This is a genomic window from Superficieibacter electus (genome assembly GCF_002915575.1).
GTDB lineage: Bacteria > Pseudomonadota > Gammaproteobacteria > Enterobacterales > Enterobacteriaceae > Superficieibacter > Superficieibacter electus.
On record NZ_PQGD01000006.1, the window covers coordinates 248,303 to 262,400 of the forward strand.

At 52.9% G+C, this 14,098-nt stretch carries 14 protein-coding genes and 1 riboswitch; of the genes, 7 read left to right on the forward strand and 7 right to left on the reverse strand.

Going from position 1 to position 14,098, the window contains the following annotated elements; genetic code table 11:
• Positions 1-11 precede the first annotated feature (11 nt).
• Genes CHU32_RS09410 through CHU32_RS09420 form a run of 3 tightly spaced genes read left to right on the forward strand, consistent with a single transcriptional unit; the run spans position 12 to position 2,976 of the window.
• The gene (locus tag CHU32_RS09410; RefSeq protein WP_103675527.1) at positions 12-773 is read left to right on the forward strand and encodes an endonuclease/exonuclease/phosphatase family protein; all 762 of its coding nucleotides are present in this window, start codon (positions 12-14) and stop codon (positions 771-773) included.
• On the forward strand, positions 770-2,011 hold the full coding sequence (gene clsB, locus CHU32_RS09415) for a cardiolipin synthase ClsB (protein WP_103675528.1): 1,242 nt from the start codon (positions 770-772) through the stop codon (positions 2,009-2,011). Before CHU32_RS09410 ends, clsB begins: the two co-directional genes overlap by 4 nt.
• Positions 2,011-2,976, forward strand: a complete 966-nt coding sequence (locus tag CHU32_RS09420; RefSeq protein ID WP_103675529.1) for a lysylphosphatidylglycerol synthase domain-containing protein — start codon at positions 2,011-2,013, stop codon at positions 2,974-2,976. Before clsB ends, CHU32_RS09420 begins: the two co-directional genes overlap by 1 nt.
• 140 nt (positions 2,977-3,116) lie before the next feature.
• Here the strand turns inward: CHU32_RS09420 and CHU32_RS09425 are convergent, their stop codons facing one another.
• The 6 genes from CHU32_RS09425 to moaA all read right to left on the reverse strand — a co-directional run bounded on the left by CHU32_RS09425 (position 3,117) and on the right by moaA (position 6,581).
• On the reverse strand, positions 3,117-3,824 hold the full coding sequence (locus CHU32_RS09425) for a Bax inhibitor-1/YccA family protein (protein WP_103675530.1): 708 nt from the start codon (positions 3,822-3,824) through the stop codon (positions 3,117-3,119).
• A 59-nt stretch (positions 3,825-3,883) separates the two neighbouring features.
• The gene (gene moaE, locus CHU32_RS09430; RefSeq protein WP_103750830.1) at positions 3,884-4,333 is read right to left on the reverse strand and encodes a molybdopterin synthase catalytic subunit MoaE; all 450 of its coding nucleotides are present in this window, start codon (positions 4,331-4,333) and stop codon (positions 3,884-3,886) included.
• A gap of 1 nt (position 4,334) precedes the next feature.
• Positions 4,335-4,580, reverse strand: a complete 246-nt coding sequence (moaD, locus tag CHU32_RS09435; RefSeq protein WP_103675532.1) for a molybdopterin synthase sulfur carrier subunit — start codon at positions 4,578-4,580, stop codon at positions 4,335-4,337.
• Positions 4,573-5,058, reverse strand: a complete 486-nt coding sequence (gene moaC / locus CHU32_RS09440; RefSeq protein WP_103675533.1) for a cyclic pyranopterin monophosphate synthase MoaC — start codon at positions 5,056-5,058, stop codon at positions 4,573-4,575. Before moaC ends, moaD begins: the two co-directional genes overlap by 8 nt.
• A gap of 2 nt (positions 5,059-5,060) precedes the next feature.
• On the reverse strand, positions 5,061-5,573 hold the full coding sequence (gene moaB, locus CHU32_RS09445; protein ID WP_103675534.1) for a molybdenum cofactor biosynthesis protein B: 513 nt from the start codon (positions 5,571-5,573) through the stop codon (positions 5,061-5,063).
• 18 nt (positions 5,574-5,591) lie between these two features.
• Positions 5,592-6,581, reverse strand: coding sequence for a GTP 3',8-cyclase MoaA (gene moaA / locus CHU32_RS09450; RefSeq protein ID WP_103750831.1), 990 nt, complete (start codon positions 6,579-6,581; stop codon positions 5,592-5,594).
• Positions 6,569-6,700: riboswitch (molybdenum cofactor riboswitch) on the reverse strand. Its footprint overlaps the gene before it by 13 nt.
• A gap of 199 nt (positions 6,701-6,899) precedes the next feature.
• Between moaA and yvcK the strand changes: the two genes are divergently transcribed.
• From yvcK to pmrB, 4 genes are all read left to right on the forward strand, one after another.
• The gene (gene yvcK, locus CHU32_RS09455; protein ID WP_103675536.1) at positions 6,900-7,808 is read left to right on the forward strand and encodes a uridine diphosphate-N-acetylglucosamine-binding protein YvcK; all 909 of its coding nucleotides are present in this window, start codon (positions 6,900-6,902) and stop codon (positions 7,806-7,808) included.
• An 83-nt stretch (positions 7,809-7,891) separates the two neighbouring features.
• Entirely contained in the window at positions 7,892-9,532 is a 1,641-nt protein-coding gene (gene eptA / locus CHU32_RS09460) for a phosphoethanolamine transferase EptA (RefSeq protein WP_103675537.1), read from the forward strand.
• Entirely contained in the window at positions 9,533-10,198 is a 666-nt protein-coding gene (gene pmrA, locus CHU32_RS09465; protein WP_103675538.1) for a two-component system response regulator PmrA, read from the forward strand. It abuts the gene before it with no gap.
• Positions 10,198-11,274: a two-component system sensor histidine kinase PmrB gene (gene pmrB / locus CHU32_RS09470; protein WP_103675539.1), complete on the forward strand. Its 1,077-nt coding sequence runs from the start codon at positions 10,198-10,200 to the stop codon at positions 11,272-11,274. Before pmrA ends, pmrB begins: the two co-directional genes overlap by 1 nt.
• A gap of 89 nt (positions 11,275-11,363) precedes the next feature.
• Here the strand turns inward: pmrB and uvrB are convergent, their stop codons facing one another.
• Positions 11,364-13,382, reverse strand: a complete 2,019-nt coding sequence (gene uvrB, locus CHU32_RS09475) for an excinuclease ABC subunit UvrB (RefSeq protein ID WP_103675540.1) — start codon at positions 13,380-13,382, stop codon at positions 11,364-11,366.
• Positions 13,383-14,098: the final 716 nt, after the last annotated feature.

The following is a 14,098-nucleotide window of genomic DNA, read 5'->3' on the forward strand; positions in this document are numbered from 1 at the left end:
GCAGGAGAACTATGACCCAACACGCGCGACATTTTTCATTAAAAATACTGACGATTAATACACACAAAGGATTCACCGCATTTAACCGACGTTTTATTTTGCCTGAACTCCGTGATGCGGTACGCACCGTAGGTGCAGATATTGTTTGTCTTCAGGAAGTGATGGGCGCGCATGAAGTGCACCCTCTGCATGTGGAAAACTGGCCGGATACCACACATTATGAATTTCTGGCTGATACCATGTGGAGCGATTTTGCCTATGGTCGTAATGCCGTTTACCCGGAAGGTCACCACGGTAATGCAGTATTGTCGCGCTACCCGATTGCGCATTACGAGAATCGTGATGTCTCGGTTGACGGCAGCGAAAAGCGCGGACTGCTGTATTGCCGAATCACCCCACCGGATGTGGACTATCCGATTCATGTTATTTGTGTGCACCTGGGACTGCGGGAAGCCCACCGGCAGGCACAGCTGACAATGCTGGCAGACTGGGTGAACAGTTTCCCCGACGGCGAACCGGTGGTAGTGGCAGGCGATTTCAACGACTGGCGGCAAAAGGCCAATTATCCCCTGAAATCCAGGGCGGGTCTGGAAGAAATTTTTACTCGCGCTAAAGGTCGGCCTGCGCGCACATTTCCTGTGAGTTTTCCTTTATTACGACTTGATCGGATCTACGTAAAGAACGCGCATGCCAGCAGTCCTTCGGCGCTTTTACTGCGTCACTGGCGGCATCTTTCCGATCATGCCCCTCTGAGTGCGGAGATACACTTATGAAATGTGACTGGCGAGAGGGAAACCGCATCCAGTTACTGGAGAACGGCGACCAGTTTTATCCGGCGGTACATGCCGCCATTGATGAGGCCAAAAGCCGGGTTATTCTCGAGAGCTTCATCTGGTTTGAAGATGAAGTGGGTAAGCAACTGCACGCCGTTCTGCTGCGTGCGGCGCGACGCGGTGTGAAAATAGATGTGCTGCTGGACGGTTATGGCTCCCCCGATCTCAGCGATGCTTTTGTCAATGAACTGACATCTGCTGGCGTGATATTTCGTTATTATGATCCGCGTCCGCGGACAATGGGGATGCGTACTAACGTCTTTCGCCGCATGCACCGTAAGATAGTGGTTATCGATACTGACGTTGCCTTTGTTGGTGGCATTAACTACTCAGATGAGCATATGTCCAGCTACGGTCCGCAGGCCAAGCAGGACTATGCTATTCGTATCGAAGGCCCTGTGGTGCTGGACATTTTGCAGTTTGAAGTCGAAAACCTGCCCGGTAACGCCTCAGTTCGTCGCTGGTGGCGACGTCGGCACCGGGCGGTGGAAAACCGCACGCCGGGAGAAGCGCAGGCACTGTTTGTCTGGCGCGACAATGAAGAGCACCGCGATGATATTGAACGTCACTATCTGAAAATGCTGGCCAATGCCCGCAAAGAAGTGATTATTGCCAACGCTTACTTCTTTCCCGGTTATCGTCTGCTGCATGCCATGCGAAACGCCGCCCGCCGTGGCGTGAAGGTGAAGCTGATTGTTCAGGGCGAACCGGACATGCCGATCGTCAAAGTGGGCGCACGTTTGCTGTATAACTATCTGATCAAAGGCGGCGTTGATGTTTACGAGTATTGCCGTCGCCCACTACACGGTAAAGTGGCGCTGATGGACGATCACTGGGCGACGGTCGGCTCCAGCAACCTGGACCCGCTCAGCCTGTCGCTCAACCTTGAAGCCAATCTGATCATTCACGACCGGCAGTTTAACCAGACGCTGCGGGAGAACCTGGACGCGATTATCAGCAAGGACTGCAAGCTGGTGGATGAAACCATGATGCCAAGGCGCACCTGGTGGAATCTGGGTAAAAGCTTGGTGGTGTTCCACTTCCTGCGCCATTTCCCGGCGCTGGTGGGCTGGCTTCCGGCACATACTCCGCTGCTGGCCGAGGTCGATCCGCCCGTACAGCCGGAACTTGAAACGCAGGACCGCGTTGATACCGAAAACTCCGGAGTGAAATCCTGATGGCTAAATCTCATCCTCGCTGGCGGCTGGCGAAAAAAATTCTTACCTGGCTGTTTTTTATTGCCGTTGCGGTCCTGCTGGTGGTGTATGCCAAAAAGGTCAACTGGGAAGATGTCTGGAACGTCATCCGCGACTATAACCGCCTGGCGCTGCTAAGTGCGGTGGCGCTGGTGGTGGTCAGCTATGTTATGTATGGCTTTTATGATCTGCTGGGCCGGGCTTATTGTGGGCATAAGCTGGCAAAACGTCAGGTCATGCTGGTGTCGTTTATTTGTTATGCCTTTAATTTAACGTTAAGTACCTGGGTCGGTGGCATTGGGATGCGTTACCGTCTCTATTCACGGCTCGGCCTGCCGAGCAGCACCATCACGCGGATTTTCTCACTCAGCATTACCACTAACTGGCTGGGCTATATCCTGCTGGGTGGCTTGATCTTTACTTTCGGCGTGGTGCAGCTTCCTTCTCACTGGTATATCGATGAAGGTACGCTGCGGATTGTCGGCATCGTGCTGTTGCTGCTGGTTGCCGTTTATATGTGGGGTTGTGCGTTCGCAAAACGCCGTCATATCACTATTAAGGGCCAGAAGCTGGTACTGCCATCGTGGAAATTTGCCATCGCCCAGATGGTGATTTCCAGTATTAACTGGATGGTGATGGGGCTGATTATCTGGCTGCTGCTGGGACAGGATGTGAATTACTTCTTTGTTCTCGGCGTGCTGCTGGTCAGCAGTATCGCCGGCGTTATCGTGCATATTCCGGCGGGGATCGGCGTACTGGAAGCGGTGTTTATCGCGCTGCTGGCGGGCGAACACACCTCTCAAGGTACCATTATTGCTGCCCTGCTGGCCTACCGAATGCTCTATTATATCGCCCCACTGCTGCTGGCGCTGGTGTGCTATCTGGTGCTGGAAAGCCGGGCGAAGAAGCTGAGAGCAAAAAACGAACGGGCAATGGCGAAATCGTAAGAAGCGGTGGTCTCAACCTGTCCGGCGGCGCTACGCTTGCACGGGCATACGTTAAGCACAACCTGTTGATATCGTTAATTTTGTAGGCCGGGTAAGCGTAGCGCCACCCGGCAGTTACGTCAAAAATGCCAGCAATCAGTTTAACGGCGGTTGCCGAAAATGCGCAGCAGCATCAGGAACAGGTTGATAAAGTCGAGATACAACGTCAGCGCGCCGAGGATAGAATATTTACGCAGCATGCTGCTATCCCGGGTATCAATTTGCTCACCAATGTTTTTCAGCTTCTGCGTGTCATACGCCGTTAGGCCAACGAATATCACCACGCCAATATACGTCACCGCCCACATCAGCGCGTCGCTTTTCAGCCAGAAGTTGACCAGCGAGGCGAGAATAATACCGATAAGCCCCATAAACAGCATATTACCCAGTCCGCTGAGATCGCGCTTCGTGGTGTAACCGTAAAGACTCATGACGCCAAACATCCCCGCCGTTACCACAAAGGTGCTGGCGATCGATGAATAGGTATACACCACAAAAATGCTTGAGAGCGTCAGGCCGGTTAATGCCGAGTAGAGCATGAACAGCGTGGTCGCCATCCCAGCGCTCAACTTGTGCACCAGGCCGGAGAGCACAAAAACCAGCGCCAGTTGCGCAATGATCAAACCAAAGAAGGTAATTTGGCTGGAGAAAACAAACATCAGAACCGCAGGCGTATTGGCTGAATACCAGGCCACAAAGGCAGTGAGTAACAGGCCGCAGGTCATCCAGCCATAGACCTGCGCCATATAGGTTTGCAGGCCGCTGCGGGACTGCTGCACTATTGAATCTGAACGCGGATATCTATCCATGAGTAACTCCTTATAAGTGAATACTTGCTGTAAGATTACTACATCTTACGAAAGTCGCCTTACCAGCGTTGCGCCGCCTGCTTATCGCTGTCGCGTGCTTCCACCCAACGTTCACCTTCCGGCGTGGCTTCGCGCTTCCAGAACGGCGCGCGGGGTTTCAGATAGTCCATAATAAATTCCCCGGCTTCAAAGGCGCTGCTGCGATGCGCGCTGGTGACGCCAACAAAGACGATTTCTTCCCCCGGCCACAGTTCGCCAATTCGGTGGATAACGGTAACGCGGCCTAACGGCCAGCGTGCACGCGCGTCGGCGACGATTTCCGCCAGCGCTTTTTCAGTCATGCCGGGATAGTGCTCAAGGGTCAGCGCTTTTACGCTGTCGCCGAGGTTGTGATTGCGCACTTTGCCGGTAAAGGTGACTACCGCGCCGTCTTCATCGCGCTCAGCCAGCCACGGATATTCATCACCCACGCGAAACGGAGCATGTCCAACACAAATACGGGTTTCCATGTCAGCCTCCTGTTACTGGCGGGAAAAATGCCACTTCATCACCGTCGGCAAGCGGCTGGTCAAAGGCCACCAGCGCCTGGTTAACCGCAGCCAGCAGTTTGCCCGCCTCCAGCGCCAGCGCCCAGCGATCGCCCCGGGCGGCAAGATGCTGACGCAGCGCCTCGACCGTCGCAAACTCAGCCTCCAGCGCCAGACGATCGGTGCTGACCAGTTCACGCACCTGAGCGAAAAAAAGAACGTTAATCATGCGAATCCACCGTAAAATCACCCGATTTGCCGCCGCTTTTCGCCAACAGGCGTACCGGGCCAATCACCATATCTTTCTGCACCGCTTTACACATATCGTAAATGGTCAGCGCCGCCACCGAGGCCGCCGTCAGCGCCTCCATTTCTACACCGGTTTTGCCGCTCAGACGACAACGCGTTTCGATACGCACGCGATGATGTTCGGTTTCAGCCGCAAGCTGAACCTCGACTTTGCTCAGCATCAACGGATGACACAGCGGGATCAGTTCCCAGGTACGCTTAGCCGCCTGAATACCCGCGATGCGGGCCGTAGCAAACACGTCGCCTTTATGATGGCTACCCTCGACGATCATCGCCAGGGTTTCCGGGCGCATGGTGACATAGGCCTCCGCGCGAGCTTCGCGCACCGTGTCCGCTTTGGCGGAGACATCCACCATATGCGCTTCACCGGCGGCGTTGATATGGGTCAGTTGTGACATGATTATTTCTTCAGGTGAGGATGAAAATTACAGGGACGAGTACGCGCATCCAGCTGTGGAGCAATGATGTTCTCCCACGCCGTACGGCAAGCCCTGGTGGAACCAGGCATTGCAAAGATCAGCGTATTATTGGCAATGCCGGCGACCGCACGAGATTGCAGCGTTGCGGTGCCGATCTCTTCAAAAGAAAGCATGCGAAACACTTCGCCAAAGCCTTCAATCTCACGGTCAAACAGCGGCAGCAGCGCTTCCGGAGCCTGATCGCCTGCAGTGAAACCAGTGCCACCGTTGATTAGCACTACCTGCACATCATCACGTGCGATCCAGGCGGAAACCTGCGCGCGAATAGCGTAGCGGTTTTCTTTAACGATGGCTTTGTCTATTACCTGATGCCCCGCCTCGTGGGCAGAATCACGCAGGTAATGACCGGAGGTATCGTCTTCTTCGCCACGGCGACTGGAAACCGTAAGAACGGCGATATTTGTTGGAATAAATTCAGCGCTTACCTGACTCATAGAAATCTCCTTCGCGATTTACCCGCCAATATAAGAAAGGTTCTGAGTAATGCCCGTATTTCCCTGATGGAGGAAGTGGGTCTGTTTTTTATGGGTCAACGCGGCTGCAATACGCGACTCCAGCGCCGCCTGTTGATGGTCATCTGCCAGTAAATCTCGTAACTCGACGCCTCCCTCACCAAATAAGCATAAATGAAGCTTGCCGATTGACGAGACGCGCAGACGGTTGCAACTGGCGCAAAAATCCTTCTCGTACGGCATGATAAGGCCGATTTCACCTTCATAGTCGGGATGGCAGAAAACCTGCGCCGGTCCGTCACTGCGTTGGCGAAGCTGATGCAGCCAGCCGCGCTTTAGCAACTCATCGCGCAGTACCATGCCGGAAATATGATGCTTACGAAACAGCTCGCTCCCCTCACCCGTTTCCATAAGCTCAATAAAACGCAGCTGGATGCGGCGCGGTTTGATCCACGCCAGGAAGGTATCAAGCTGATGATGATTGACGTCGCGCATTAACACGGTATTGACCTTAACGCGCGAAAAACCCGCGTCAAAGGCAGCATCAATACCGCCCATGACCTGATGGAATTTATCCTGGCCGGTGATCGCGTGAAATTGGCGGGCGTCGAGGCTGTCGAGACTGACGTTAATGTTGGTCAGGCCCGCGTCGCGCCAGCTGGCAACGTCGCGCGCCATTCGATAGCCGTTGGTGGTTACTGCAATCTGGCGGATAGCCGGGTTTTCACGCACGGTGGCAATGATGTCGGTAAAATCGCGGCGCAGCGTAGGTTCGCCGCCGGTAAGCCTGACTTTTTCAGTGCCAAGCGCACTGAAAGCGCGGGTAACCCGCCGCACTTCATCGACGGTCAGAAAACCTTTATTGGAAACACCGCTCGGGCGATAGCCGTCTGGCAGACAGTAGGTGCAACGAAAGTTACACACATCGGTGATCGACAAACGCAGATAGTAAAACCTGCGGGCGAACGCATCGGTAAGTTGTGAAGCCATATACACCTTTCCAGTTCGGGAGGCACAGTCATTTCTTTCTGTACCCTGGTGGCAAATGCCACGGCCGAAGCGCCATATCGTTTGACTTAGGCGCAGGGGCTAGAGTGATTATGCCGATAGTAGCGCGTCAAAAGCGTTTTCGCTACTCGCAATACGCTATATAATTACGTATATAGCGACACGTTCGTGCAATTTCACTACACAATACGCGTAATTCAGGCTTTTGCATTGATATGCGTCAGTTTAACGCCGCAAGCCCATCGTCTTTTAGGGGTAGTTAGGCTACTGTTACGCTGAATGATTAAATAAGGGAAAGTTATGCGTAATCGCACGTTTGCGGATCTGGACAGAGTAGTGGCATTGGGTGGCGGGCATGGTCTGGGACGAGTTATGTCTTCACTCTCATCGGTTGGTTCACGGTTGACCGGCATTGTCACCACTACCGATAACGGCGGTTCCACCGGGCGCATCCGGCGTGCGGAAGGCGGCATTGCCTGGGGAGATATGCGTAATTGCCTCAACCAGCTCATCACAGAACCCAGCGTCGCGTCGGCAATGTTTGAGTACCGATTTGGCGGTAATGGCGAACTTTCCGGGCATAATCTGGGAAATTTGATGTTAAAAGCGCTGGATCACCTGAGCGTGCGGCCTCTGGAGGCCATAAATTTAATTCGTAATCTGCTCAAGGTGGACGCATTGCTGATCCCCATGTCTGAAGTGCCGGTAGATTTGATGGCGATCGACAACGAAGGCCATGAAGTTTATGGTGAGGTAAACATTGACCAGTTAAAACGGCCGCCCGTAGAACTGCTGCTCTCACCCAAAGTCCCGGCAACCCGTGAAGCCGTGCAGGCCATTGCCGAGGCCGATCTTATCCTGATTGGACCGGGCAGTTTTTATACCAGCCTGATGCCAATCCTGCTATTAGGCGATATTACTCAGGCGCTGCGACGCGCGCCGGCACCGATGATTTACATTGGCAATTTAGGCCGTGAAGTCAGTCTCCCGGCCGCCGAGTTACAGGTTGTTGATAAACTGGCGCTGATGGAGCGGGCGATTGGTAAGCGGGTTATTGACGCCGTGGTCATTGGTCCGGATACCGATATTCAGGGTATAGAAGACCGGCTGGTTATTCAGCAACCGCTGGAAGCCAGCGATATTCCTTACCTTCACGATCGGCATTTGTTACGCAAGGCACTGGAGCAAGCGGTTCAGGCGCTTGGATAATCTGCTCGCCGTTAGTTCAATCTTAAGGTTAGCTTAAACCTTCTCTGCCAGCATGACGTTCTCTTTACTGGCGAGAACACATCATGCGGGCGTTTCATCTGCGCAGACCAACTCTCGGTCTGCTGACCTTTCTGCTACTTTTTGCATTTTACATCGCGCTTTGCCTGAATCTGGCGTTCTGGCACCAGGCGTTCAGATTGCTGCCGGTAAATTCTCTTCACTCAGCGCTGGTATTCATTTCTATGCCTGTGGTGGCGCTGGCAGTGATGAATATCCTGCTGACAGTGGCATCTTTGCTGCGCCTGCATCGGCTGGTGATAAGCATTTTTGTCATGCTCGGCGCAGCGGTGCAGTATTTTATTCTTAATTTTGCGATCGTAATGGATCGCTCGATGATCGATAACGTCCTTGATACCACCGCTGCGGAAAGTTTCGCACTGCTCTCATCGCGGCTGGTATTATCGTTACTGTTTTCCGGCGTACTGGTGGCCGGGCTTGCGTGGTGGGTGAAAATTCGTTACCCCGCCACACTGACGCGCGGCCTGCTCCTGCGTACCGTTAACATCACACTTTCCATACTGGCGATCCTGCTGGTGGCCCTGCTATTTTACAAAGATTATGCGTCGTTGTTTCGCAATAATAAACAGCTGGTTAAATCACTCAATCCTTCCAACAGTATCGTGGCCAGTTGGTCCTGGTATATTCACAACCGGATGGATAATTTACCGCTGGTACGCATTGGCGAGGATGCAAAGCAAGACCCGGGAAGGCATCAGGGGCCGCGTAAAAACCTGACAATCCTGATTGTGGGCGAAACCTCACGGGCGGCAAATTTTTCTCTCGGCGGTTACTCACGCGAGACCAATCCTCGCCTCCGGCAGGACCACGTTATTTATTTCCCGCAAACCACCTCATGCGGTACGGCAACAGCAGTGTCAGTTCCCTGCATGTTCTCAGGTATGCCGCGCCAGCATTACGACGCCCAGCTGGCACATCATCAGGAGGGACTTCTGGACGTTATTCAGCGCGCGGGGATCAAGGTGCTCTGGAACGAAAATGATGGCGGCTGTAAAGGTGCCTGTGAGCGGGTACCCACCCAGGATATGACCGCTAAGAAACTGGCGGGTCAGTGTATTGATGGCGAATGTTATGACGAGGTGTTATTTGACGATCTCAACCATTACATTGATACGCTTCAGGGCGATGGCGTTATCGTGCTGCATACCATTGGTAGCCACGGCCCAACGTATTTTAACCGTTATCCTTCCCGATTTCGCACGTTTACCCCAACCTGCGACACAAATGAGATCCAGACCTGCAGTCAGCAACAACTGGTGAATACCTATGATAATACGATTCTGTATGTGGATTATATTGTCGATAAAGCGATCAAACTGCTACAGAGCAAGCAGGATAACTTTACTACCAGCCTGGTGTATTTGTCGGATCACGGTGAATCACTGGGGGAAGACGGGGTCTATTTACACGGGTTACCATGGTCGGTAGCCCCACAGATGCAAAAACAAATCCCGTTACTGATTTGGCTCTCAGAGGATTATCAGAAACGCTATCACGTTAGTCAGTCGTGTGTGGAGAAAAAGGCCGACACTCAATCATACTCACAGGATAATCTTTTCTCTACCATGCTGGGTCTGGTGGGCGTCAACACACAGGTTTATCAAGGGAAAGACGATATTTTATCGTCGTGCAGAGGAGCTCGCTAAGTGAAAATATTAGTTATTGAGGATGATGCTTTACTGTTGCAGGGGTTAATACTGGCCATGCAGAACGAGGGATATGTCTGTGATGGCGTGTCGACTGGCCGTGAAGCCAGAATTTGTCTGGCCAACGCACATTACAGTCTGGTGGTACTGGACCTGGGGTTACCGGATCAGGATGGTTTACAGTTACTGGCTAATCTGCGGCGGGAGAAATTCACCCAGCCGGTATTGATCCTCACGGCCCGTGATACCGTTGGCGATCGCATTGCCGGGCTGGATACTGGCGCTGATGACTATTTAATCAAGCCTTTCGCGCTTGACGAATTGAATGCCCGTATCCGCGCGCTGCTGCGCCGCCATCATAACCAGGGCGACAACGAAATCACCATTGAAAATCTGACGTTGAACGTAACCCGTCGTCAGGTCTGGCTGGATGGACAGCTCCTTGAACTCACGCCAAAAGAGTATGCGCTACTCTCAAGATTGATGCTCAAAGCAGGAAGCCCGGTGCATCGTGAAATTCTCTATAATGATATTTATAACTGGGACAATGAGCCCTCAACCAATACGTTGGAAGTGCATATCCATAACCTGCGCGATAAAATTGGTAAAACACGTATTCGTACGGTACGAGGCTTTGGCTATATGATGGTGGGTCCGGATAAATAATGGCGATCTTCAGCGGACGAAAAACCACGATGCGCAGCCAGTTGCTGCTGACCATTGGCGCAATTCTCATTGTGTGCCAGGTGTTCAGCGTTTTCTGGCTGTGGCATGAAAGTAAAGAGCAAATTCAGCTGTTGGTTGAGAGCGCCATTCATAATCACAACAACAGTAAACATATTGAGCACGAAGTTCGCGAAGCGGTCGCCAGCCTGTTGGTCCCCAGCTTGTTGATTATCGGCCTGGCCCTGGTCATTAGCTTCCATGCAGTGAAAAAGATCACCCGCCCGCTGGCTGAGTTGCAGCGCGAGCTGGGTACCCGCACGCCTGATAATCTTCAGCCCATTGCCATTAATGCCTCCGTTAGCGAAGTGGAAGCCGTCACCTTCGCTATCAATCAGCTGGTCGAGCGGCTTACGGTTACGCTTGAGCGTGAGCGACTTTTTACCGCTGATGTCGCCCATGAGCTGCGTACGCCGCTGGCCGGGCTGCGCCTGCATCTGGAGCTGATTGGCCGGGCCGGCACGGCTAACGTGGAGCCACTCCTGCAGCGCCTCGATCAGATGACTACCAGCATTGCTCAGCTTCTTCAACTGGCGCGGGTCGGGCAATCCTTCTCTGCGGGGAGCTATCAGCAGGTGAATCTATACCGGGATGTGCTTTTGCCACTTCAGGGGGAGCTTGAAACTATGCTCTCGCAGCGCCAGCAGTACCTGACGTTGCCGGTGGAAAGTCAGGTCGCGGTATTAGGCGATGCGACGCTGTTGCGTGTTTTGCTCAGAAATCTGGTCGAAAACGCCTATCGTTATAGCCCTGAGGGCTCAGTGATTACCATTAGTATTGATAACACCGACGACCCGGTATTGATCGTCGAGGATGAAGGGCCGGGAATAGACGAAGCTAAGGGCGGCGAGCTCAGTAAGGCGTTTGTGCGTATGGACAGCCGGTATGGCGGGATAGGCCTTGGATTGAGCATCGTTACGCGCATCGCGCAATTGCACGACGCGCAGTTTTTTTTGCACAACCGGCGATCGCAGCCAGGTGCGCGGGCCTGGGTGAAATTCAGACCGCTGCGTGCTTAGCAGCGTCGCTACGGTGACAGGAAGCGCCGGATGGCGCTTATCCTGCCTGCAATCAATGCCCGGCTATATTTGCACCCTGCACGGGCGCACTATGAGGCGGCGATAAACAGGTCACGTAACTGCTGGAGCTGATCGCGCGTCTGTGCCGCTTCTTCGAACTCCAGATCTCGGGCGTGCTGCATCATTTTCGCTTCCAGCTCGTGAATTTTCTGCTGCAGTGCTTTCGGGGTCAGAGCCAGTTCTGCGTCATCCTGTACCGGATGACGTGCTTTACCACGCCCTTTTGCTTTAGTCTTCGCAATGTTTTCACCCAGCGCCAGAATGTCGACCACTTTCTTATTCAGGCCCTGCGGCACAATGCCGTGTTCTTCATTGTATTGCTGCTGTTTTTCGCGGCGGCGCTCGGTTTCGCTGATGGCTTTTTCCATCGACGGCGTGATTTTGTCGCCATACAGGATAGCTTTACCGTTGATATTACGGGCCGCACGCCCGATGGTCTGGATCAGTGAGCGTTCTGAACGCAGGAAGCCCTCTTTGTCTGCATCCAGGATAGCAACCAGAGACACTTCCGGCATATCCAGCCCCTCACGCAGCAGGTTAATCCCCACCAGCACGTCAAACTCGCCGAGGCGCAGATCGCGTATGATTTCCATGCGCTCGACGGTGTCAATGTCCGAGTGGAGATAGCGTACCCGCTCACCGTGCTCGTCAAGATATTCGGTTAAATCTTCTGCCATACGCTTAGTGAGGGTGGTCACCAGCACGCGTTCGTTAATCGCCACGCGTTTGCGGATTTCTGAGAGCAAATCATCAACCTGTGTCGCCACCGGCCGCACTTCAATAATGGGGTCCAGCAGCCCGGTCGGACGGACCACCTGATCCACAACCTCATCACCGGATTTTTCCAGCTCATACTTGCCAGGCGTTGCGGAGACGTAAATCGTCTGTGGCGCAAGCGCTTCAAACTCTTCAAACTTCATTGGGCGGTTATCCAGCGCCGAAGGCAGGCGGAAACCATACTCGACCAGGGTTTCTTTACGCGCCCGGTCGCCGCGATACATGCCGCCAATTTGTGGAATAGTGACGTGGGATTCATCAACTACCAGCAGCCCATCTGCAGGTAAATAATCAAACAGGGTTGGTGGCGCTTCGCCCGGCCCGCGCCCGGAAAGGTAGCGCGAGTAGTTTTCAATGCCCGAGCAGTAGCCCAGCTCGTTCATCATTTCGAGATCGAACTGAGTACGCTGGGTGATGCGCTGTTCTTCTAGTAGCTTATTATTTGCCAGCAGCGTTTTACGACGGTCAGACAGCTCGACTTTAATGTCTTCCATTGCCTGCACAATGCGTTCGCGTGGCGTCACGTAGTGCGTTTTCGGGTACACGGTGAAACGCTGGATGGTGGACTCAATATGCCCGGTCAGCGGGTCGAACAGCGACAAACGCTCGACTTCTTCGTCAAACAGCTCCACGCGCAGCGCCACATCATCAGATTCCGCCGGGAAGATATCAATCACCTCCCCGCGCACGCGGAAGGTACCGCGCTGAAATGCCTGGTCGTTACGGGCGTACTGCAACTCGGCAAGGCGACGCAGAATATCGCGCTGATTGATGATCATACCGATAGTCAGGTGCAGCATCATTTTTAGGTACGAGTCAGGATCGCCAAGACCGTAAATGGCAGAAACGGACGCCACCACTACCACATCCCGACGCTCCAGCAGGGCTTTAGTTGCCGACAGGCGCATCTGTTCAATATGTTCATTGACCGAGGCATCTTTCTCAATAAAGGTGTCCGAGCTGGGGACATAGGCTTCCGGCTGATAGTAGTCGTAATACGAGACGAAATACTCGACGGCGTTATCCGGGAAAAACTCTTTCATCTCGCCATACAGCTGCGCTGCCAGCGTTTTGTTTGGTGCCAGCACCATTGTCGGACGCTGAAGATCGGCAATGACGTTGGCGACGGTAAACGTCTTCCCTGACCCCGTTACGCCAAGAAGCGTCTGATGGGCCAGGCCATCTTCAAGACCTTCTTTAAGACGACGAATCGCCTCCGGCTGATCGCCAGAGGGACGGAATGCGGAATTCAGTTTGAACGCTTTACTCATTAATGGCTACCTGAAAGGAGGAAACGGGCAGGTGTTTAATTTTACGCGTCGTTGATGATTTTGCCAACAGCTAACACTGGATAAAAAACCAGTACAGATAAAATAGTGCTGGTTGCGCGCGAAATCGGTAGCAAAAGCGTAGTGCCAGTACGAAAATTTGCCACCTGAAATCGGTTATCCCCAAAAATAAGCGTTTTTTAACTTTGTCAAGTAACGTCATGACGGATTTGTGGCAGTAGATGACAGATTTCTTGCAGAGCTTGCTTTTATTTAACACGTTGAAATATAAGATATTAACATAAAAGATGCGTTTGCCGTCAATTCAGGCGCAAGCCGCGTATTCTCTCGTTTATCACGCCTTTTCTAACTCTAATACACAAGGTTATCCACAGGAATGGTGGATAACTGACGCCAGCCCTTAGCCACCGCTCTCTGGCAAAAACAGGCCCAGTCGGAAAAAGACGATCAGAAAAAATATTTACCACTATTTTTTGTCTTTTATTAGCTTAAGGGCGCTGGGCAATTCGCTCACCACGGTGGGATTGTTGCACCACTATTTTTCTGCTCTGGCACCGACAAAGGGCATGGGTGTGAGTCGATGTGCGTTATTTTCCTCCTGATTCTCAGCGCTATCCGAAATAAGTGCCTTTTTTGATGATTTCATAACCGCTGGCAAGCCTTTTGCAATACAACAGAATCGAACGCAGGTGCTGAAT